The 21,360-nt window shown below is 37.5% G+C and carries 19 protein-coding genes; 7 read left to right on the top strand and 12 right to left on the bottom strand.

Annotation, left to right across the window (positions count from 1 at the left end):
- Nucleotides 1-113: 113 nt before the first annotated feature.
- Nucleotides 114-995, top strand: a complete 882-nt coding sequence (locus BM141_RS16665) for a cell division protein FtsX (protein ID WP_091548603.1) — start codon at nucleotides 114-116, stop codon at nucleotides 993-995.
- 126 nt (nucleotides 996-1,121) lie between these two features.
- On the opposite strand, the gene BM141_RS16660 is transcribed toward BM141_RS16665, so the two are convergent.
- From BM141_RS16660 to BM141_RS16640, 5 genes are all read right to left on the bottom strand, one after another.
- Complete coding sequence (locus tag BM141_RS16660; protein WP_091548602.1) at nucleotides 1,122-2,255, bottom strand: AI-2E family transporter; 1,134 nt, start codon at nucleotides 2,253-2,255, stop codon at nucleotides 1,122-1,124.
- A 1-nt stretch (nucleotide 2,256) separates the two neighbouring features.
- Nucleotides 2,257-3,282: a glycosyltransferase family 2 protein gene (locus BM141_RS16655; RefSeq protein WP_091548601.1), complete on the bottom strand. Its 1,026-nt coding sequence runs from the start codon at nucleotides 3,280-3,282 to the stop codon at nucleotides 2,257-2,259.
- Nucleotides 3,283-3,609 (bottom strand): YbaB/EbfC family nucleoid-associated protein, encoded by a 327-nt coding sequence (locus BM141_RS16650; protein WP_317039482.1) that lies wholly within the window; start codon nucleotides 3,607-3,609, stop codon nucleotides 3,283-3,285. It lies immediately after the preceding gene.
- A 122-nt stretch (nucleotides 3,610-3,731) separates the two neighbouring features.
- On the bottom strand, nucleotides 3,732-4,259 hold the full coding sequence (locus tag BM141_RS16645) for an acyl-CoA thioesterase (protein ID WP_091548599.1): 528 nt from the start codon (nucleotides 4,257-4,259) through the stop codon (nucleotides 3,732-3,734).
- A gap of 160 nt (nucleotides 4,260-4,419) precedes the next feature.
- Nucleotides 4,420-5,121 (bottom strand): L-type lectin-domain containing protein, encoded by a 702-nt coding sequence (locus BM141_RS16640; RefSeq protein ID WP_091548598.1) that lies wholly within the window; start codon nucleotides 5,119-5,121, stop codon nucleotides 4,420-4,422.
- 137 nt (nucleotides 5,122-5,258) lie between these two features.
- Here BM141_RS16640 and BM141_RS16635 point away from each other — a divergent pair, with 137 nt between their 5' ends.
- From BM141_RS16635 to BM141_RS16625, 3 genes are all read left to right on the top strand, one after another.
- Entirely contained in the window at nucleotides 5,259-6,203 is a 945-nt protein-coding gene (locus BM141_RS16635) for a UDP-glucuronic acid decarboxylase family protein (protein ID WP_091548597.1), read from the top strand.
- 71 nt (nucleotides 6,204-6,274) lie between these two features.
- On the top strand, nucleotides 6,275-7,726 hold the full coding sequence (locus BM141_RS16630) for an aldo/keto reductase (protein WP_091548596.1): 1,452 nt from the start codon (nucleotides 6,275-6,277) through the stop codon (nucleotides 7,724-7,726).
- A 155-nt stretch (nucleotides 7,727-7,881) separates the two neighbouring features.
- Nucleotides 7,882-8,721, top strand: a complete 840-nt coding sequence (locus BM141_RS16625; RefSeq protein WP_091548595.1) for a hypothetical protein — start codon at nucleotides 7,882-7,884, stop codon at nucleotides 8,719-8,721.
- A 223-nt stretch (nucleotides 8,722-8,944) separates the two neighbouring features.
- On the opposite strand, the gene BM141_RS16620 is transcribed toward BM141_RS16625, so the two are convergent.
- Together BM141_RS16620 and BM141_RS16615 are read right to left on the bottom strand one after the other, a co-directional pair.
- Nucleotides 8,945-10,060, bottom strand: a complete 1,116-nt coding sequence (locus BM141_RS16620) for a hybrid sensor histidine kinase/response regulator (protein ID WP_091548594.1) — start codon at nucleotides 10,058-10,060, stop codon at nucleotides 8,945-8,947.
- Nucleotides 10,061-10,079: 19 nt separating this feature from the next.
- Entirely contained in the window at nucleotides 10,080-10,505 is a 426-nt protein-coding gene (locus tag BM141_RS16615; RefSeq protein WP_091548629.1) for a DsrE family protein, read from the bottom strand.
- A gap of 401 nt (nucleotides 10,506-10,906) precedes the next feature.
- Here BM141_RS16615 and BM141_RS16610 point away from each other — a divergent pair, with 401 nt between their 5' ends.
- Nucleotides 10,907-12,409: a sulfatase family protein gene (locus tag BM141_RS16610; RefSeq protein WP_091548593.1), complete on the top strand. Its 1,503-nt coding sequence runs from the start codon at nucleotides 10,907-10,909 to the stop codon at nucleotides 12,407-12,409.
- Here the strand turns inward: BM141_RS16610 and BM141_RS16605 are convergent.
- From BM141_RS16605 to BM141_RS16590, 4 genes are read right to left on the bottom strand one after another with little or no spacing between them, the layout of a single operon-like run.
- Nucleotides 12,406-13,911: a zinc-binding dehydrogenase gene (locus BM141_RS16605; protein ID WP_091548592.1), complete on the bottom strand. Its 1,506-nt coding sequence runs from the start codon at nucleotides 13,909-13,911 to the stop codon at nucleotides 12,406-12,408. The genes BM141_RS16610 and BM141_RS16605 overlap by 4 nt on opposite strands.
- A gap of 59 nt (nucleotides 13,912-13,970) precedes the next feature.
- Nucleotides 13,971-14,399: a PepSY-like domain-containing protein gene (locus tag BM141_RS16600; RefSeq protein WP_091548591.1), complete on the bottom strand. Its 429-nt coding sequence runs from the start codon at nucleotides 14,397-14,399 to the stop codon at nucleotides 13,971-13,973.
- Between the two features lie 12 nt (nucleotides 14,400-14,411).
- Nucleotides 14,412-14,936: a DinB family protein gene (locus tag BM141_RS16595; protein WP_091548590.1), complete on the bottom strand. Its 525-nt coding sequence runs from the start codon at nucleotides 14,934-14,936 to the stop codon at nucleotides 14,412-14,414.
- Between the two features lie 22 nt (nucleotides 14,937-14,958).
- Nucleotides 14,959-17,199, bottom strand: coding sequence for a RelA/SpoT family protein (locus BM141_RS16590; protein ID WP_091548628.1), 2,241 nt, complete (start codon nucleotides 17,197-17,199; stop codon nucleotides 14,959-14,961).
- 239 nt (nucleotides 17,200-17,438) lie between these two features.
- Between BM141_RS16590 and BM141_RS16585 the strand changes: the two genes are divergently transcribed.
- A complete protein-coding gene (locus BM141_RS16585) occupies nucleotides 17,439-18,359 on the top strand; it encodes a PDDEXK family nuclease (protein ID WP_221407698.1) in 921 nt (306 codons plus the stop codon).
- A gap of 60 nt (nucleotides 18,360-18,419) precedes the next feature.
- Entirely contained in the window at nucleotides 18,420-19,871 is a 1,452-nt protein-coding gene (gene asnS, locus BM141_RS16580) for an asparagine--tRNA ligase (RefSeq protein ID WP_091548588.1), read from the top strand.
- A 64-nt stretch (nucleotides 19,872-19,935) separates the two neighbouring features.
- Here asnS and BM141_RS16575 read toward each other — a convergent pair whose 3' ends face one another.
- Nucleotides 19,936-21,288, bottom strand: coding sequence for an inorganic phosphate transporter (locus BM141_RS16575; RefSeq protein ID WP_091548587.1), 1,353 nt, complete (start codon nucleotides 21,286-21,288; stop codon nucleotides 19,936-19,938).
- Between the last annotated feature and the right edge of the window lie 72 nt (nucleotides 21,289-21,360).

The following is a 21,360-nucleotide window of genomic DNA, read 5'->3' as shown; positions in this document are numbered from 1 at the left end:
ATATTTTATCAAATTGAATAAGTTATTCTCTTAAAAATCTATAACAAGAAGTAGAATTACTGATTGACTTGATTGATATTTGCAGATAGATGAAATAATAGTCTTATTTATAGATGAACACAAAGAAGTTAGGAAGTTACCCCACAGCAAGCGTACTTATCACTATTACAACAGCCTTATTTATGATAGGGGCGTTTGGCTTATTTGCTATACACACTACTACGCTTGTAGATATTTTACAAAGAAATGTCGAAATTCAAGTGTATTTGGAACGCGACATAGATTCCGTTTCTCAATCGCAAATATTTGAAAATCTTAGTAAACAAGATTTTGTAGAAATAGACAGAGAAGGTCAAAAACCACTCATTAAGTTTTTATCCAAAGAAGCAGCAGCAAAAAAACTCGCTGAGGATATAGGAGAAAATTTCATAGAATCTTTAGGTGCTAACCCTTTGAGAGATGCTTACTTAGTTAATATCAAAAGGAATTATTACAGTAAAGAAAAGCTCAATCAAATAAGCAAACAGTTAGAAGCTATTGCAGGTATTTATGAGGTAGTTTACTCGGAAAGTGTCATTGAAAAAATTAATCAAAACCTTAACACTATTGGCTTGCTAATTATGCTTTTTGCCTCGATACTTATATGCGTTGTTGTTTTGCTGCTTCACAATGCTATCAAATTAGCTTTATTTTCACAAAGATTCCTTATTAGAAGCATGCAGTTAGTAGGGGCTACTGATTCTTTTATTAAGAAACCTTTTTTAAAGCGCGCCGCTTCTCAAGGATTTCTTGGAGGTCTGATAGCATGTTTGTTGCTTGTTGTTTTGCTTTATTTTTTCAACTTGTATCTTAAAGAGTTAAAAATAGTACAAAGCTATTTAAAAATTAGTTTTCTTTTTTCTTTTTTACTAATTGTGGGTACATCTATTTGTTATTTAAGTGCTTATTTTGCTACTAATCGTTATTTGCGTATGTCTTTGGACAATTTGTACTGATAGATTTGTTATATATTATTTAAAGAATAAGTTAGTTATATAATTTATATTATGTATAATTTACATAAATACTATTATATAACAATTTCAATTCACATAATATCCTTGTCTTAGCACTTTTATCTATTATTCAGTTTTCTTCTTTTCCCAAAACAACAGTTTTTTCAAAAATAGATTAGATTTGAACTTAGGTACTTTGTTTTCGCCCTCGCTAAGAAGGAAACCATAAGGCGAAAGAGCAGGGATATTGTCCAAAACGACTTTAAGCATGGCAGTTAAAGGTACGAAAATAATCATTCCCGCTATGCCCCACAAACTCCCTCCAAGCAGCAAGGCAAGCATAGCTACTAAGGGATTGATACTGACTTGAGAGCCTACTATATTGGGCGTAATGACATTGCCCTCTAATACCTGTACAATTTGAAACCAGATTAGCACTGCTACAGGGTAAAAAAGGCTATCCGTCATGGCTAAGGCATACAAAATAGGTAAAAGCGAACCTATGAAAATCCCTATGTAGGGAATAATGGTCAGAAATGCAGCAAAAACGCCGAAAAATACAGCGTGTTTGATACCAATACTCATCAGCCCAATTACATTCAATACTGCAATAATTGAAACTACAGTTATTAGCCCTACGATGTATTTTTGTATAACGGTTTCAATCTGCACTAAAATACGCCCTACTTTCTCATGGTGTTCTACATCAAAAACTCGGTCTAAAAAACCTTTGAACACATGGCGATATAATAAAATAAAGAAAGTATAAACAGGAATCAGAAAAATTTGAGCAAGGAAGTTAGTGGTAGTATTAATCACTCCATTGAGCATTTGTCCGCCAGTATTGACAAAACTACGTAGGTTTTGTCTTAGCCACTCGATTTGTCCTTCAGAAGTGAGTTGGAAGGTTTCTTCTATGAATTTTTGCAGAGAAGTAACCAGCTCCTGACCTCTTTCCTGCATCTTGGGGAGGTCGGCAGAAAAGGAGAGAATATTCTCGTATATCATCCAAAAAACCAAAGAAAGTACTGCAATCACTAAAAGCAAACAAATCAAAATAGCTAAGGCTCTTGGGATTTTGTAACCTTCTAATTTCCTGCAAAGTGGGTAGAGAAAAAGCGAAAAAATAAAGGAAAAAACCAAAGGAATCAGGATACCTGCCCCAATGTCTAAGACAAAAAAAAAGGCAATGAGTCCAACTAAAACTAAGACTGCATTGAGGAGAAAAGGCAGTTGGATAGGTGTTTTTTCATTTTCCATTTCATTGAGAATTAATAATTTCAGAGAATTTTTTTTTCTTTTTTATAAAATATTCCCAAACAATGCTTCCTTTGAAAATTTGCGGGTGTACGTCTGTTTTCGCTACGCTTCGGGCTTTTTTTCTTTTTTGCAAAATGCTAAAAAAATGTCTATAAAAGTAAAAATGTGATTGCAAAACTACGTAAAAATTTCGCCAATTTCCCCTAAATAAGAACCAAATCCCCCCTACTCCATCTATGACCATGCGTAAAAAAGTAAGGCAAAGCACAGCAGGGAAAGGCGTATTTTTTACCAGCATGACCAAACTGTTGCGAAAGTTTAAGTACAATTTTTTAGGGCTTTGGTAGGAAAGCGTGCCACCTCCCACATGAAAAACCTCGCTTTCCCCACAGTAAAAAAGATGATATCCTGCATTTTTTAGCCGCCAGCAAAGGTCTATCTCCTCCATGTGAGCAAAAAAATCATCGTCCAAACCTCCTAATTCATGATACAAATTTGCCCTAATGAGCATACAAGCCCCCGAAGTCCAAAAAACTTCCTTGTTGTCGTCGTACTGTCCAAGGTCTTTTTCGGTCAGGTCTAATATCCGACCTCTGCAAAATGGGAAGCCAAAAATATCTATGAATCCCCCACCTGCTCCAGCGTGTTCAAATTGATGCTTGGCATGAAAAGCCTTGATTTTAGGCTGGCAAGCGGCAATTTGAGGATTCCCTTCTATAAGTCTGAGCAAAGGAGAGAGCCAATGAGGACTTACTTCTATGTCGGAGTTGAGCAAAACATAGTATTCCGCTTTTACTTGCCGCAAAGCTAAGTTGTAGCCTGTGCTAAATCCTGTATTCTGACTCATTGCAATTACCTCTATATCAGGGTATTGCTCTGAAAGAAAAACAAGGGAATCGTCTGTAGAGCCATTGTCCGCTACAATAATTTTTGCCTCCTGCGTATAAGCTATGACCGAAGGCAAAAACTGGGCTAAGTATTTCTTTCCGTTGTAGTTAAGAATGACTACTGCAACTTTGGTCTGCATCTATCCTTTCATCAAACTATTCAAATCCATACCAGGGATATTGAGCAGCCCCTCTGTTTCTTTTTGGATAAAGTCTTTAGATTTTTCTTCTACGGCTTCTAAGGCACGATTGACTGCGGCAACTACCAAATCTTGTAGCATTTCTACGTCTTCAGGTTTAGCAATATCTTTATCTATCTCTATTTTAAGGACTTGCTTTTTCCCATTGGCTACTGCTTTGACCATTCCCCCGCCCGACTCGCCTTCTGCAATAATATCGGCTAATTGGTCTTGAGCATCTTTGAGCTTGGATTGGATTTCCTTCATCTTTCCAAGCATTTTCATCATGTCCATCATAGTTTTTTGTATTTTTATGGTTTATAGTTACTTGTTTCTGGTTTGGATTATGCTATCTGATTTAGAAAGTCAGAGCTACTTTATACTACCCAATTTGGAAAATCGGAACTATTTTACAAAGGTAGTGAATTTTTTACTTTTTCCTTGAGTTGGCGAATCCGAGTAAAAAAATCTGTTTGCTTGTAGTCAAATTCATCGTGCAGAATTGCCTGTAGGTATTGTACCGCTTTTTCTTGGTGAGGCGTTTTCCCGCCTGTTTTCATGTCTATATACTTCATGGTTGTCCAAAGCAAGGTTTTCAGCTGCTTTCGCTCATCATCAGTCATAAAATATTCTATTACTACGGTATCCTCATCGTAATATATCAGGCTTGAGAAAATCTGTACCCACTCGCCCAGCATAGCAGGACGAATATAAGAAATCTGGTGGTTATAGACTACCCATCCTGTATGATATTCTTTGTAAAGTTCTGATACATTAAAATCGTACAGATGACCTACTTGGTCTTCTCTTGCATTGAAAAAATAGTTGAAATAATTGGTATTATTTAAGTGCTGAAAGGGGTCGCAGTCTTGGAAGCGAATGATGGCACGAGATTGCGTAATAGTGGGGTAGGTTTTCCCCTGAGTTGGTTTAAACATGGGAGTTATGAGTTTTAAGTTATAAGTTGGTGCAAAAATAGGATTTAAATAAGGCAAAATCGCTACGACCTTATTTTTTATTTTTACAGGAGAAATTTTTGGAAAAAGAGTATTTTTCTTGTGAGTATCTTATTATCAATTACTTACATAAAGTATTATTTTACTTGTTTAGCGTCAAAGTTCTCAAACAAAAGTATTGGAGGTTGTGCTTGCGACCTGTGGAGGCAGTAAATCCCCAAATTACGTATTTTTGCCCTTGAAAAATATCTTTTATCAAATCCCTAATACCTCTATACACCAATTTATCGTCCAAATATACACTAATCTGTTTGATGTCAGGCTCCCAGCGGAATCTAAAGTTGTGCATATAGTCATCTTCTAAGTCAAAATTTTCATCTTTATTGTTCCAATAAGTAGTATGGAAATTGGTGCCATTCTCCAAATAGGCTACATGGTCGGAAGCTGGGTCATTTTGTCGCCAATTCTGGTAGGTATCGAACTCTACGGCAATAGAAGGATAAATAAAAGTGCCATAAAAAATATCTCTGCTCCACCTTCCATAGCCCATGCACTCACCCCAAGTACCATAAGCCTCAAACTGCCGCTCATCGTCATGAATTACAAAGGTAATTCCGTCTGCTCCCTCGTCTTTGTCGCCCAAATAAATATCAAACTCAACCTGAAAATAGTTCTCCAAGTTGAGTTTGGTCTTATAATAGGCAATTCCTTCGCTGTATTCTATGTCAGGGGTAAGTTGGATACAGTCAGGATTCATATAAGTAGCATCACCTATGAGATGATATTGGGCAAAAGAGGGAAAAGCAAGCACCAGAAAAAGTAGGGAACGTAGTAGATGTTTCATGGTCTTAGTGTTTTTATTTACGATTTAAACAAAAACTAACTTAGAAAAGTTATTGACATTTTAAAAATATCTCTAATTTTGCAAGGTTTAAAAGCAAATTTCTTTTCAAAATCATCTTTCAAAATACAAAATACTACATGAAAAGGGTTCTCATCACGGGTGCGGCAGGGTTTCTTGGTTCTCATCTTTGCGACAGATTTATTAAAGAAGGGTATCAGGTAGTTGGCATGGACAACTTGCTTACAGGGAATATAGAAAACATAGAGCATCTATTCCCTCTTAAAGAATTTGAATTTTACTATCACGATGTTAGTAAATTTGTTCACGTAGCGGGCAAATTGGACTACATCTTGCACTTCGCCTCCCCAGCCAGTCCTATAGATTACCTCAAAATGCCTATTCAGACCTTGAAAGTAGGATCTTTGGGAACGCATAATCTTTTAGGGCTTGCCAAAGAAAAGAAAGCACGTATCTTGGTTGCTTCTACCTCAGAGGTATATGGCGACCCTCACGTTCACCCCCAATCAGAGGAATATTGGGGCAACGTAAACTCAGTAGGACCCAGAGGGGTATATGACGAAGCCAAGCGTTTCCAAGAAGCAATTACTATGGCTTACCATACCTATCATAACTTAGAAACGCGTATCGTTCGTATTTTCAATACTTACGGACCTCGTATGCGTTTGGACGATGGGCGTGTACTTCCTGCGTTTATGGCTCAGGCACTTAGAGGAGAAGATTTGACTGTATTTGGAGATGGAAGCCAGACCCGCTCTTTCTGCTATGTAGATGACCTTATTGATGGAATATATAGATTGTTATTATCTGATTATCACCTACCTATGAACATAGGCAACCCAAGTGAAATTACTATCAAAGAGTTTGGAGAAGAAATCATCAAACTGACAGGTACAAAGCAGAAATTGGTTTACCACCCGCTCCCACAAGATGACCCTAAACAAAGATGTCCCGATATTACCAAAGCAAGGGAAATTTTGGGGTGGGAGCCAAAAGTTGATAGAGCAGAAGGATTAAAGCTCACCTATGAGTACTTCAAAAATAAGATAGAGAAAGGAAATTAAAATACATAAAAAGCGATGGAATGTAAATAAATTACATTCCATTTTTTGTTGAAGTTAAATTATCTAATAATATGAAAATCACATCACTATCCCCCCATCTTTCTATTTCTAATGTAATTACAGGCTTGTGGCAAGTCGCTGACATGGAGCGAAACGGCAACAAGTTAGACATAGATGAAGCAGCACGGGCTTTGATTCCCTATGTGGAGGCAGGTCTTACTACCTTTGATATGGCAGACCACTACGGCTCTGCCGAACTCATTGCGGGTACTTTACATAAAAAATATGTTCCTAAAAATCAAATACAACTCCTAACCAAATGGGTGCCTCAGTTAGGTAGGTTTAATAAGCAGGAGGTAAGAGAGGCTGTGCAAACCTCTTTGAAAAGATTACAGGTGGAGCAGTTAGACCTACTGCAATATCATGCGTGGAACTATGCCAATCCTGTTTGGTTAGACCACTTATTTTATTTACAAGAACTTAAAAAAGAAGGACTTATCAACGAACTTGGCTTGACTAATTTTGATTCTGCACATTTGAAAATGGTCTTGGATAGCAGGATTCAAGTTGTTTCTAATCAAATTTCTTTCTCCCTTTTAGACCAAAGAGCCAAACAAACAATGTTAAGTTTATGCCAGCAATATGGAGTAAAAGTATTGGCTTTTGGCACAATAGCAGGTGGCTTTTTGAGCGAAAAATGGCTAAACAAACCTGAACCTACCAGTACTACGCTCTCTACATGGTCAGAAATGAAATACAAGCGTTTCATAGACCAAGCAGGAAGTTGGGGAGATTTTCAAGATTTACTTCAAGTATTAGATGATATTGCTGGAGGCAAGTCTTTGGATATAGCCAACATAGCAAGCCTTTATATATTAGAGCAAGAGGGAGTAGGTGGAGTTATCATCGGGGCAAGACCGAGCCAAAGAGAGCATATCCAATCTAACTTGCGAATTTTAGAAAATACTTTATCTGAAAAGGAAAAACAAAAAATAGAAGCTACATTGCAAAACTTGCGTCCAATTGCAGGGGATTGTGGGGACGAGTACAGAAAGCCTCCTTTCTTGACTGCCTCAGGGGATTTAAGTCATCACATAGGGCAAGACTCTCCCCTACCCTACACCACTAAGATAGGAAAAGACGGACGTATTCAAGTAATGAGTGGAACTGTTTGGGAGGACATGGCAGGTTACTGTCGCGCTATCAAACAAGGTAACAGAATAGTCGTTTCAGGAACTACCGCTACACATGGGAATCAAGTCATTGGGGGCAAAGACCCTGCCTCACAAACTCATTTTATCATAGACAAAATAGAGGGTGCTTTGCAATCCTTAGGAAGTAAATTAGAAGATGTCATTCGCACACGTATTTTTATTCGTAACATCAATGATTGGGAAGCTGTAGCCAAAGCACACGGGGTAAGGTTCAAAGATATTCGACCTGTCAATACTTTGGTTAAGGCAGAACTCATTGGTGAGGAGTATTTGGTAGAAATAGAAGCAGAAGCATATCTACATGATTAACAAATACTTAGATAAAATAAAAATTTTACAGCACAATTTTGCTTAATTTGATTTAACTTTGCATAAGTAAGTACTTGCTACGTTTACATTTTCACTTTTATACAATAAAGTAGAAAATTAGACAAAGTAACTCATTACTGAAAATAATCCAAGGTATGAAAATAAACCCCATTGCTTATTTTGTGCTTATATTACTGACTTTTCATTTAGAAAGTCATGCCCAGCAATTAGGCACCTATTTAGGAGATGAAACCCCGTTTTATGCCGCTACCAAGCAAATGAGCCAATTTTTCCGCCGCTTCAATAATGAGGAAGACAGGAATGGCAAACCCTATTTTAGTACAGACAAAATGTACCGCGAAACAGAACAAAGAAAAAAGTACATTAACTTGCTATTCAATAACGAAAATCAATCATTTACAACTAATCTTCGCAATGAATTTATCCAAGCGGTTACTTCCAAAGAGTCAGGTCAATTTTTAGATTTTCATGGAGGAAGATGGTTTGCTGAGGTTCGTGCCAATTTTACTTACTTGGGTAAACCTGAAGTAGTTACTCTTTTCTTAGAACTACAAAAAGAAGGTTTAGGAAGCAAGTGGGTACTTTCTAATGTGTATTTCCCTGCATTTAACAATCTTTTTCTTGGTGATACTACTGGGGCAAGTAAGAAATTCTTACACCCACAAAGCCATGAAATAGATTTTATGAACCTGATTAGGGCATTTGAAACACTCCGAGATGTAGAACTTTATACCAAAAAAGGCTATCAGCCTGATATGCTAAGTATTTTTTTCTATGAAATGAAAAAAAATACGCTGAGATTTGAAACTGTAGCAGAAGTAAAGTTTCATTTTTTGCAAATCAATAATTGGTATTTTGAAGTGTCCAACTTTAATCGCACAGGGAATAACACGGGCTGGCTCATTTCTAATTTGATGAAAATACCTGAAAATCAAAAAAATATACTGGAAAAATTTATTTTTACGAAAAGGTAATCTCTGAAAAATCAATCACACAATCCATAAAAAGGTAAACGCAAAGACCCATAGCTTGTTGTCGAAGTCCTTGCGTTCCTTTACTATTGCATCCACCTAAAAACTTGTGATAAAGTTATATCAGATTTTATAAATTACCTCGAAAATTGGATTAGAAAGGAATTAGAAGTTGTTAAGTTCCTTCTTTTCTGATAGCAGATTTTACAATCTATTAAAAACTATATTATCCTTTTGCAAACACTCTATCAAATTCAATGATAAACTCTGTCCCTTCTCCTAAGTTGCTGATAAATTGAATATTACCATTTAGTTTATCTACCAAAGATTTGACGATAGCCAAACCTAAACCTGTGGACTCTTCCCCCCCCGTAGGTCTTGCGGAGAGTTTTTGAAATTTCTTGAACATCTTTTGTTGGTCTTCCGGGCTAATGCCTTGCCCTTCGTCTTTGATAGCAATTTGAACTTTGGTGTCTGTATTTTTTATAGAGATATATACATTTTTTCCTCTATGAGAAAACTTTAACGCATTGGAAATGAGGTTGTCCAGAATACGACCTAAGAAAGACTCGTCAGTTTCTAAAAAGATAGAAATATCTATTTTTTCTAAATGAATCTTAATTTGCTTTTGCTGTGCGTGGGACTCATAGTTTTTCAATAAATCAGCTATAAAGTCATAAAGAGCAATTTCTTTAAGGTTTAGCTTTTGGCTTTCGTATTCTACATTGTTGATAACCAGCAAGTCGCGAATCAGTGAAATTCCTGAATGGCACATTTTTTCTATCATTTCTATATAATTCGCTTGCTCTTTTTCAAAGGTATTACTCATTTTGAGAATTTCAGTCAAGCCCATGATGCGGTTCAGGGGTGCGCGCAAGTCGTGAGCAACAATGCCTATCATGCCGTCTTTTTCGCGATTGAGGTCTTCCAGACTTATTTTTTGGTCTTTGATTTCCTTATAAGAGCGGGAGAGTTTTAGGGTAGCATTGATGCGTGCATAGAGTTCTATGGGATCTATGGGTTTTCTAATATAGTCTATAGCTCCCGCTTCTAAGGCAGTTTCCAAATGCTTTACAGCCGTCATTACTCCCGTAGCCATGATGATAGGAATTTCTTGGGTGGCAGGCTGTTGTTTCAAATATTTTATTGCCTCAATGCCGTTCATCTCAGGCATTTCCCAGTCCATGATGATTATGTCAGGGAGAAATCGCTCTGCTACCTTGCACCCCATTCGCCCATTCAAAGCCTGTAAAACCCTGTGATTCTTGCTTTTAAGTGTGTTGGTAATGATGTCTAAGTAGCTTTGTTCATCATCTATGATTAAAATGGTGCTATTGAGCATAAGCAACTTGTAATTTAAGCTAATATCCTATTTTTAGATAACTCCAACCTGCCTCTTGTTTCAATACTACTTCAAAAATTCCTGAGGGAACAGTAGAACTGATAGATAGCAATTTTTCCTTTGGAATTTTGCGTTCTCGCATGGTATTTTCGCAAGCCACCCAAGTTACACCATTTTTTGCATATTCTTCTATTTCAGAGGTATAAATTGTTTTTTCTTTGTCTAAGATATAAATGCCTCCACCATGGCACACCACTTCTACTTTGGCGTTGGGGGCAGCTTTCTTAATATTGCCTAACTGCCTGATAAGCATGCGATAAACCGAAGTATCGTTACTTACTAACTGCATCACAATTTTGTGCTTTTTTGTACTTACTACCTGAGCCTTACTTGGAGTGAAGGGAAGTAAGAAAAACAAGAAAGCCAATGAGTAAATATATTTCATGTGTACTATTGTTTTAATAATATGCTTTAAACCAAAGCCAAAAATACAAAAATTAAATACTAATTTTGCGTATAATTTTTGTGAAAATATTAGTTTTAGATAAAGCAAACAAACTTCTTTAATAGGCAAAAAAATACTAACTTGCATTATTTGGGTATATAAGGAAGCAAGCAAATATGGAACTTACCAAAATAAAATTTTTGGACATACTTATTAATAAAAACCTGTGTTTATCAGCTAAATCCGTATGATTGGTATTCTATTTTGGAACACTGATGACACAGAATCATACCGATGAGAGCAGATTTTTTCAACACATAAAATTATCATACATTTGAAAGCACCACCAGCTAACTTGTGTAAAAACTAACATAAGAAGAAAACCTAAACTCAAAAATTCTATGCGTTACTTTACTTTTTTGCTCATTATTTTTTCACAATTTGCCTTTGTAGCTAAGGAAAATAACAAAATAGCGCAAATTAAAAAGATAGAAAAACCTTGTAATGTTATCTTTATCTTATCCGATGACCATCGCTATGATTTCATGAGTTTTATGAACAATAGTGTACCTTGGCTACAAACACCTAACTTAGACCGCATTGCCAAAGAAGGAACGCACTGTCAAAATGCTTTTGTAACTACGGCACTCTGTTCCCCTTCTCGTGCAAGTATCTTGACAGGAATGTTTACCCATGCCCATACCATTGTGGACAATTATGCCCCTGAACCTCCTAACTTGACTTATTTTCCTCAATACCTGCAAAAGGCAGGCTATCAGACAGCTTTCGTAGGGAAATGGCACATGGGGCATGACGACGACCAGCCACGCAAAGGCTTCAATCATTGGGTAAGTTTCAAAGGGCAAGGCGTTTACTACAACCCAACACTCAATGTAGATGGGAAAAAAGTAGCACATGGAGATAGTGCTTATATCACAGATGTATTGAATCAGTACGCATTGGACTGGATAGATAAAAGAGATAAAAATAAGCCCTTTTTCCTTTACCTTTCTCACAAATCAGTTCACTCGGAGTTCCGCCCTGCCCGCAAGCATAAAAACAAATATCATGGTCAGAAAATTAATTACCCCACCACTTTTAGTTTGACTAAACCCGAGATATTAAAAAGTGCCGAGAACCAACAAAATATGCTTATTCCAGAATGGGTAAAAAACCAAAGATACAGTTGGCATGGGGTAGATTACCTTTATCATGGGGCTACTACTTTTGAGGACTTCGTATATGATTATTGCGAAACTCTGCATAGTTTAGACGAAAGCATAGGAGAGGTATTAAACTATTTAGATAAGAATGGATTAACAGAAAATACTTTCCTAATTTACATGGGCGATAATGGTTTTAGTTTTGGCGAGCATGGCTTGATAGACAAAAGACACGCTTACGAGGAGTCTATGCGTGTTCCTTTGCTTATGAGATACCCAAAACTCATCAAAGCAGGAAGCAAAACCCCACAAATGATTCAAAATATTGACATCGCCCCTACTATCCTCGAGTTAGCAGGAATAAAAAAGCCTACACAGATGCACGGTAGTTCTGTATTGCCCATAGTGCAAGGCAAAGAGGTTTCTGATTGGAGAAAAAAGATTTTTTACGAATACTATTGGGAATACAGTTTTCCTCAAACCCCAACGATGCACGCTGTCCGCACTGACCGCTACAAACTCATTCGCTATCATGGAGTTTGGGATACCAATGAGTTTTTTGACTTGGAAAAAGACCCAGAGGAGATGAATAACCTCATCAAAAGTCCTGAACACGAACCGCTGATTAAGCAACTTACAGGGGAGATTTATGACTGGTTAGAAAGTACTAACGGTATGCAAATTCCATTGAAAAGAACTATGCACAAACATGGCGACCATAAGTACAAAGGAACATACTAATAGACTAAACTGATGAGTTCCGCCACGCAAGCAGGTTTTTCCGCACCCTCTAATTCTATGCTTGCATCAATAAATAGTTTGATACCTTGTGCTGCTTCTTCCACTTCTTTCAAAGTAGCTTTCATACGAATACGACTTCCCGCAGGCACAGGGGTAATAAAGCGAACCTTATTTGAACCGTAATTCACTGACATTTTTGCCTCCTCGATTTGCAATAGTTGATACAAAAACTGAGGCATAAGTGAAAGAGTAAGCAAGCCGTGTGCAATAGTTTTCCCAAAAGGAGATTCTTTTCTGGCTCTCTCCTCGTCTAAGTGAATCCACTGGGAGTCAAGGGTAGCCTTAGCAAAATTATTTATCATTTCTTGACTTACTACCAGCCAATCAGATGTTCCTAACGCTTTGCCTTTGAACGATTTGAGACCTGAAAGTTGATGAAAAATCACTCCTTTTTCGGTTTGCGTATAGGGAACTTCTTGCTTTTCGTTCTTTGGAGCAGAAAGATTTGCAGCAACAACAGAAGGCTGGTCTATCAAGATTACCGCCTTGCCTATCACCTTCCTATTCATCAAATCCCACAAGGCTTGCGGTGCCTCGTTTAGGCTATACGTCTTGTAGATGTGTGGATTGATTTTTCCTTCTGCATAAAAATTGGCTAACTCGATAAGATTTTCTCTACTTTTCTGTGTTTCTTTTTCTGTAAAACTCCCCCAAAATACCCCCACAATCGCACATCCTTTTAACAAAGCTAAGTTCAGAGGAACTTTCGGAATTTCGCCCCCTGCAAAACCTACTACTAAATAACGTCCCTTCCAAGCCATAGAACGCAAGGCAGGTTCAGTATATCTATCGCCAATAGGGTCATATACCAGCTCTACTCCCCTACCCTCTGTAATCTCTTTGATTTTTTCTTTCAAATCTTCTTTTGAGTAGTTTATCAGAAAATCTGCTCCTTTTTCTTTGCAAACTGCCAATTTTTCCTCTGTACTTGCCGCTGCAATAACTTTTGCCCCCATGAGTTTGCCCAACTCCACAGCCGCCAGCCCTACTCCTCCTGCCGCACCAAGTACCAGCAGAGTTTCTCCTGATTTTAAACCTGCTCTATCCTTCAAGGCATGATAAGAAGTTCCATAATTATACAATAATGAAGCCCCAACAGTAAAATCCATAGAAACAGGCAGAGGAACGCATCGGCGAGCATCTACCACTACTTCTTCTGCAAAGCCGCCCCAACCACAAAGCGCAATGACTTTATCCCCTATACTCAGATGTTTGACACCCTCACCTACTTCTTTGATAATACCTGCTACCTCTCCACCCACAGAAAAGGGCAAGGGTGGTTTGAATTGGTACAAGTTCTGAATCATCAGCACATCAGGAAAGTTAGCACTGCACGCTTTTACACTAATGACTACTTGACCTGCTCCCGCCTTCGGTGAGGCTATTTCTTCTATGAGCAGTTTATCGGGAGTTCCAAACTCTTTGCAAAGGAGTGCTTTCATGTAAAGATGTTTAAAATGAATGATTTATATTAAATTATGTCGTAAATTGATAAATAATATCAATCTTTGGTTTCTTTGACAAAATTACCATTTGCATCAAAAATTAACTCTTTTCCTTTTATCTCTACTTCGTAAATAATGATTCCTTGAGCATTTGTCTTTTTTTCTACTTCACGGATTTTGCTCTTAGGAAAGCTTTTGCTAAGGTACTCTCTCGCATTAGCAGGAAGTTCACTTATTTCAATATCTTCCTCTTTTCCAAGTAGCTTACCAGCAGAATCAAAAACGACAGAGATTTCTTTTCCATCCATCTTCAGACTTGCTTCATAATTTTGCCCTTCTTTTCCCCAATTTACCTTGTCAGCATTGGGATAAAGTACTTGGAAAGCATCTTTTACAGCTAAGGGAATGTTCTCATTTTTTACTTTCTGCCCGTAACTCATTTGAAAGCAAAAAATAAATACAAATAAAAATGCTATTTTCTTCATAAGAAGTTAGGATTAGGATTTTAAAATATTTTCTATCTGTCTGGAATGTCTTTCAAAATGTGCTTCCATAAAGCCGATTGTTTGATAAATGTTTAAGCGAGTACTGAGGAATGGGTGTTTGAAAATAGCTATTTTCAATTGATTTTCTGGCACTTGGCTGATAAATTCTCTCCAACTTTCCCTTAGTTTATCCCACTTTGCAGAGATGGTCGCCAAATCTTCTTCATTAGAGGGCTGGTCAATGCCTTTGGGGGCTTTTCTTTTGAAAGGCAAAGCAGAATAAAGAAGAACTAACTGATAGGCAAACCAACTTGCCAAACCTGCCTCTTTCAAAGTATCTACTCCTTGTATTTTCTTTTTCAAATATGTAAGTATGCCACTTTCAGAAAGAATTAAATGATTCATATTTTGAATAATAGACCATTTCCCGTGAGGCTCTACATGTAGTTTTTTTTCTGCTACTGCTTGCAGTTGAGAGAGCAAAGTCTTTCGTTTACTTTCAAATTCTGCGAATTGATTTGCAAGTTGTTGATTCATTGGTTTATAGAGTTAAAAAAGTTTAATAATTATACCTTGTAACCTTTACTACGCCTTCTATTTTATTGAGCTGTTCGGTCATGTCATCGGCTTGCTTAGTATCATAAACAGAAAGCGAGATAGTTCCCTCAAATACTCCTGCATGTACTTCAAAAGAAAGCGAAGTAATATTGACTTTGAGTTGATTAGAAATTACCCTTGTAACATCACTAACTAAACCTAAGCGGTCTGTACCAATGATTTTCAGTGTTACATCAAATACTTGAGATTTATCGTCTGCCCACCGCGCCTTGATGATGCGGTCGCCAAAGGAAGCCATGATATTGACGGCATTGGGGCAGTTGGTACGATGAATCTTGATACCCTTGCTTACAGTAACTATACCAAAAATCTCATCGCCGGGTATAGGATTGCAACACTGCGATAATGAATATGCTATCTTGTCGCCTTGCCTACCTATTACTATTTCTTTAAGTTCCTTTTTTCCTGTTTTTTTATCTGCTTTGAATACATCTGTATTAGGTTGAGGAAGAGTTCTGTTTACTTTTTCTTCTTCAGATTTGTCTTGGAATTTCTTGATGAGGGTGTGGTCTATCGTACCTTTCCCTACAGCATAAAAAAACTCTGATTCTGACTTACTATTAAAATAATCTAATAATTGTAATAAAACTTCATGAGAAAAAGCGAGTTTCATTTGCTTCAACTTTCTCATTACTATCTCTTTGCCTTCTTTGATGATTTCTTTTTTCCCTTCCTTGATGTATTCTCTGATTTTATTGCGTGCCTTTGTCGTAACTACGAGTTTGAGCCAGTCTTCATTCGCCTTGATTTTTGTAGAAGTCAAAATCTCTACTTGGTCGCCACTTTTTAAGCGGTAGTTAAGTGGAACTAAGCGTTGGTTTACCTTTGCACCTAAGCATCGCGCGCCCACTTCCGTATGGATTTCAAAAGCAAAATCTAAAATGGTTGCGCCCATTGGCAGGGTTTTCAAATCTCCTTTGGGCGTAAAAACATACACCTCTTCGGTAAAAAGATTGCGGCGAAACTCATCTAAAAACTCTAAGGCATTGACATCGTTTTGCTCTAAGGTTTCTCGTACTTTCTTCAGCCACTCCTCTATGCCCGATTCGTGATTGCTTACCCCATTTTTTTCCTTGTATTTCCAATGCGCCGCCAAGCCCATTTCTGCAATATCGTCCATGCGTTTGGTGCGAATCTGCACTTCTACCCATTGCCCTATATTACTCATGACAGTAACATGCAAGGATTCATAGCCTGTTGATTTTGGAAAACTTATCCAATCTCTGAGCCGATTAGGGTTGGGCTGGTAAAAGTCCGTGATGATAGAATAAATACGCCAACAAGCCGCTTTTTCCTCTTCCAAAGGCACATCTACAATTACGCGAATCGCAAACAAATCATAGACTTCCTCAAAGGGAATACCTTGCTTTTGCATTTTGTTCCAAATGGAAAAGATAGATTTTAAGCGACTTTTGATAGTAAAGTTAAAATTGTACCTATGCAAGGCTTCCTCTATGGGCTTGATAAATTCTTTGATAAATCGGTCTCTCGCTGCTTGGGTTTTCTTAATCTTGTCCTCTATTGCATGATAAGTAGCACTATCTGAAAATTTTAAACACAAATCTTCTAACTCAGATTTAATCGTGTAAAGTCCTAAGCGATGGGCTAAGGGAGCATAGACATATTCTGTTTCTGACTTGATTTTCAACTGCTTATCTCTGGGCATACTCTCCAAAGTACGCATATTGTGCAAGCGGTCAGCAATTTTGATGAATACTACTCTGATGTCCTCAGAAATGGTCAAAAGCATTTTTTTGAAGTTCTCTGCTTGCATCGAAAGACTTTTATCTGAGGCATCTTTGATTTTGGTCAGCCCGTCTATGATTTTGGCGATTTTTGTCCCAAACTGCCCCTCAATGTCTTTCAACTCCATTTCTGTATCTTCTACCACATCGTGTAAAAGAGCGCAAACGATAGAAGTCGCCCCTAAACCCATCTCATCTACCACGATGCGCGCTACTTCCAGAGGATGATAAATGTATGGCTCTCCAGACTTTCTCCTTACGTCTTTGTGTGCTTCTAAGGCAATTTCAAAGGCTTTTTTGATTTTCTTGGCATCTCCTTCTTTTAAGCGAGGACGAGCATGACGCAAAATAAGCCTATACCGCTTCAATATTTCTTTTCGCTCTTTCTCAGCACGCTCCTGAGCGGCCAATTCCTCTTGCGAGGGCAAAGGAAGCATGGTTATTTCAGGAAGGGAAGTATCTTGTATAGTCTGAATATCTATGACTTCTGCTTGTTTCATTATCTTCGCAAATTCAATGAAATAGCAAGATAAAAAAGATTTGTCAATTTTGCAAATTTGCGAAAGTCCAAGAAAAATACTTGTTTTGCAAGTTTTTTGGAAGGAATTGGGTACATAAATAATTGATTACTAAGAAAAAGATGCCTAAATTATTTTCATCTGTTGGGAAAAAATTTTTGAAACAAATTAATAAGCCTGAAAGTGAGCTGAATAAATTTATTTGTGAAAATTGGAAGGTTTTGTTTCCCAATCTTACCCTCATATCAAGCGAATTTCCTTTAAAAGGGGGAGTAAGAAGCATTGGCACAGGTGGAAGAATTGACATCTTGGCTTATAATCCAAAATCTAAAAGATTTGTTGTCTTTGAACTCAAAAAAGAGTATGACAAAAATATAACCGAACAAGTAGGTGATTATAAAGAGTATATAGAAGATAATTTCGCTGACGTATATCTTAAAACTACACAGCAATACAATATTGATTTGCCCAAATTTCAAGAAATGGATTTAAAGCAAATAGAAATTGTGCTAATTGCTAAAAAATTTTCCACCACACAGATAGATAGGGTTAAGAAAAATAAAGAAAACAACATTACACTTATTAAATATTTCTGGTTCGAAGAAGATTTGATTTTTATTGACTACCTCAATAACGACCCTGACGATGAGAAAATAGAGAATATTGATAGCAAAAAAGTTCGTTTAGTAAAAGAAATAGTCAATCAAGACCCTGACTTATATGAAATTGACCGTTTTTTCAACTTGAAACAGGAAAGTAAAGATGTTTTTCTCGTTTTTTATCATTGGCTTAAAACATTAGGGGAGGTAAAAATTACTCCTAAACAAGTTTTGTTGAAAGTTGAATTTAAAGAACATACTTTCTCTGCCATAGGCTATGCGGGAAAAGTGGCGAGTAAACAAATATTGCAGATTAATACAAATATTGATTTAACAAATATTAATGGTCTTTTGGTAGAAGATAGGGTAAGAGAGGGACAAAAGAAAAAGGGTAGTTTGGGTTCTGAACGCTATGAAATTAGGCTAAGGAATAAAGAAGAAATGGAAAAAATGATAGAAGTACTCAAAAATTGCATTTAATGGGTTAAAACTAAAAAGACCTACTTGATATACACAAACTCAAAATACAAAGCAAAAAACATGAAACGCACAAAAATAGTAGAAGCCTTAAAAAGTCAGGCGTATCAGTCAGCAATCAACGTAAAAGGTTGGGTAAGAACGAAAAGAGGAAGCAAAGGGGTTGCTTTTATCCAACTCAACGATGGCTCTACCATTCACGATATGCAGATAGTCGTGGACTTAGAAAAGTTAGGCGAAGACAGCATCAAGTTCGTACATACAGGAGCTTGTCTTTCTGTGGATGGCAAACTGATTCCATCGCAAGGCTCTGGGCAAAGTGTAGAGATTCAGGCAGAAAGCATAGAGGTTCTGGGGGCAGCAGACCCTGAAAAATATCCCATGCAACCCAAAGCCCACAGCATGGAGTTTTTAAGGGAAAATGCTCACTTCCGCCCTCGTACCAAGACTTTTAGCACTGTCTTGCGTCTGCGTCATGGCTTGGCTTTTGCCATTCACCAATTTTTTCATCAGAAAGGCTTTTATTATCTTCATTCCCCGATAATTACCGCTTCCGATGCCGAAGGGGCAGGGGAAATGTTCAGGGTAACTACCTTAGATGCCAAAAATCCACCTTTGACAGAAACAGGAGAAGTGGATTTCTCCGCAGACTTTTTTGGTCGTCAAACTAACCTGACTGTTTCTGGGCAATTAGAAGGAGAAATCGGTGCTTTGGCAATGGGCGAAGTTTACACTTTTGGACCTACATTTAGGGCAGAAAACTCCAATACAGCACGCCACTTAGCCGAGTTTTGGATGATAGAACCCGAAATGGCTTTTTATGAATTAGAGGACAATATGGACTTAGCTCAGGAGTTTATCCAGTATTTGGTACGCTTTGCCTTAGAAAACTATCCTGATGATTTAAAGTTTTTAGATGAAAGACTTGCCAAAGAGGAAAGCCAAAAAAAAGCAGAAGAAAGAAGCGAAATGGGTTTGGTAGAAAAGCTCAGATTTGTGGTAGAAAATGACTTTAAACGAATTACTTATACTGAAGCGATTGACATTTTGCTTTCTTCTAATCACCATAAAAAAGGCAAGTTCCAATACGAAGTAAAATGGGGCATAGACTTGCAATCTGAGCATGAAAGATACTTGGTAGAAAAGCACTTCAAACAACCTGTCATTCTTTACAATTATCCCAAAAACATTAAGGCTTTTTACATGAAACAAAATGAAAATGAGGAAGTTGGGAGAGAAACGGTAAGAGCTATGGACGTACTGTTCCCCGGTATTGGAGAAATCATAGGGGGGTCGCAAAGAGAGGAAATATTAGAAAAATTAGAACAAAGAATCAAGGAATTGAATATGCCTGAAGAGTCGCTGTGGTGGTATTTAGACTTGCGTAGATTTGGCAGTGCGCCCCACTCAGGCTTTGGCTTGGGTTTTGAGCGATTGCTGATGTTTGTAACAGGTATGAGCAATATTCGCGATGTGATTCCTTTCCCTCGTACACCAAAGAGTGCTGAGTTTTAAAAAAATAAGCAAATTTCTCAAAAGTTAAACCTGTCAGATTTTGGAAATTTGACAGGTTTTCATCTTATAAAAACAGCAATCTATAGACAAAGAAAAAAGTAACTGAAAGTGCCACAGTAACAGGAAAAGTAAGTACCCAAGCTAAGAAAATACTTCTAAGCGTTCCCATCTGCAAGTTTTGTGTGCCGTCATTGGCAAGCATCGTTCCTGCTACGCCAGAGGAAAGCACTTGGGTAGTGCTAACGGGTACAGAAAAGAAGGAAGAAAGTGCAATCGTTCCTGCCGCTACGGTTTCTGCCGCCGCCCCTTGCGAATAGGTCATGTGTGTTTTTCCTATTTTTTCCCCAATAGTAACCACTATTCGTTTGTAACCTATCATTGTGCCTATACCTAAGCAAAGCGAAATTGCAAGAATTACCCAAAAAGGAGCATAGTGGATGGTGGATTGCACTTTTTCACTTGCCTCTTTAAGTTTTGGAGATTGATTTTTAGACCCTTTGAGCGATTTTATCAAATTAGCTATTTCTACACGAATGAATTGAGCATTTTTATTGCTTTCGCTTTTCAATAACTCCTTGAGGTTAGAAAGATTTTTATTTACTGCGGTCAGTTTATGGGTTTCTATCTGCAAATCAGGCTTATTTACTTTTTTTTCTATCGTTTGCACCAAAGCAGGTAGCTCTTTGTAATTATCTGATTGTAAATTGATAGCGTAAATGGTCGGTAAACTGCATATAAGAATAAGCATGACTAAACCTACGCCTTTTTGACCATCATTGTTCCCATGCGCAAAACTTACGGCTGTACAAGTCAGCATCAAGATTCCTCTAATCCAAGCTGGGGGGCGTTTGTCCTTCTCGGGTTCTCTAAACAAAGCAGGATTTTTAATAAATTTTTTAGCTAAAATAAGTAGCAAAGCCGAGAAAGTAAAGCCAATGAGAGGAGAAACAAGTAGAGAAATACCTATTTCGCCTGCTTTACTCCAATTGATTCCTGAACCAAAGGCTTGGTTAGGCAACATAGAGTAAGCTAAGCCTACGCCAATGATAGAGCCTATCAAAGTATGGGAACTTGAGCAGGGGATTCCATAATACCAAGTTCCTAAGTTCCAAGCAATGGCACTTGTAAGTAAAGCCATAACCATAAGGATGCCCTCCCTCGCACTTAGCCCTACTTGGAGGTCAGAAGGTAATAAATCTACTATGCCCATAGCTACTCCAATCCCACCTAAAAGCACTCCCATCATGTTGCAAAAGCCCGACCACACTACCGCAGGCACAGGAGAAAGAGAATTAGTATAAATAACTGTTGCTACAGCATTAGCAGTATCGTGAAATCCATTGACAAACTCAAAACCGAAAGCGGCAAGAAGGGTAATAAGTAAAAGAATGAGGAGAGTAGTTTCTAACTCAAACATATTGTAAGTTTTTGGTTATTAATTATTTGTTGGTTTGCTAAGACAAAAACCTTGCAAAGCTAAATAGATATT

Source organism: Thermoflexibacter ruber, assembly GCF_900113045.1.
Taxonomy (GTDB): domain Bacteria; phylum Bacteroidota; class Bacteroidia; order Cytophagales; family Thermoflexibacteraceae; genus Thermoflexibacter; species Thermoflexibacter ruber.
The sequence above is the reverse complement of the archived record's forward strand: the minus strand, read 5'-3'. Positions and strand labels throughout refer to the sequence as shown.

Coding starts and splice junctions, on each gene's coding strand:
- BM141_RS16665 (WP_091548603.1), top strand. CDS start 114: ATGAACACAAAGAAGTTAGGAAGTTACCCCACAGCAAGCGTACTTATC.
- BM141_RS16660 (WP_091548602.1), bottom strand. CDS start 2,255: ATGGAAAATGAAAAAACACCTATCCAACTGCCTTTTCTCCTCAATGCA.
- BM141_RS16655 (WP_091548601.1), bottom strand. CDS start 3,282: ATGCAGACCAAAGTTGCAGTAGTCATTCTTAACTACAACGGAAAGAAA.
- BM141_RS16650 (WP_317039482.1), bottom strand. CDS start 3,609: ATGATGAAAATGCTTGGAAAGATGAAGGAAATCCAATCCAAGCTCAAA.
- BM141_RS16645 (WP_091548599.1), bottom strand. CDS start 4,259: ATGTTTAAACCAACTCAGGGGAAAACCTACCCCACTATTACGCAATCT.
- BM141_RS16640 (WP_091548598.1), bottom strand. CDS start 5,121: ATGAAACATCTACTACGTTCCCTACTTTTTCTGGTGCTTGCTTTTCCC.
- BM141_RS16635 (WP_091548597.1), top strand. CDS start 5,259: ATGAAAAGGGTTCTCATCACGGGTGCGGCAGGGTTTCTTGGTTCTCAT.
- BM141_RS16630 (WP_091548596.1), top strand. CDS start 6,275: ATGAAAATCACATCACTATCCCCCCATCTTTCTATTTCTAATGTAATT.
- BM141_RS16625 (WP_091548595.1), top strand. CDS start 7,882: ATGAAAATAAACCCCATTGCTTATTTTGTGCTTATATTACTGACTTTT.
- BM141_RS16620 (WP_091548594.1), bottom strand. CDS start 10,060: ATGCTCAATAGCACCATTTTAATCATAGATGATGAACAAAGCTACTTA.
- BM141_RS16615 (WP_091548629.1), bottom strand. CDS start 10,505: ATGAAATATATTTACTCATTGGCTTTCTTGTTTTTCTTACTTCCCTTC.
- BM141_RS16610 (WP_091548593.1), top strand. CDS start 10,907: ATGCGTTACTTTACTTTTTTGCTCATTATTTTTTCACAATTTGCCTTT.
- BM141_RS16605 (WP_091548592.1), bottom strand. CDS start 13,911: ATGAAAGCACTCCTTTGCAAAGAGTTTGGAACTCCCGATAAACTGCTC.
- BM141_RS16600 (WP_091548591.1), bottom strand. CDS start 14,399: ATGAAGAAAATAGCATTTTTATTTGTATTTATTTTTTGCTTTCAAATG.
- BM141_RS16595 (WP_091548590.1), bottom strand. CDS start 14,936: ATGAATCAACAACTTGCAAATCAATTCGCAGAATTTGAAAGTAAACGA.
- BM141_RS16590 (WP_091548628.1), bottom strand. CDS start 17,199: ATGCTTCCTTTGCCCTCGCAAGAGGAATTGGCCGCTCAGGAGCGTGCT.
- asnS (WP_091548588.1), top strand. CDS start 18,420: ATGAAACGCACAAAAATAGTAGAAGCCTTAAAAAGTCAGGCGTATCAG.
- BM141_RS16575 (WP_091548587.1), bottom strand. CDS start 21,288: ATGTTTGAGTTAGAAACTACTCTCCTCATTCTTTTACTTATTACCCTT.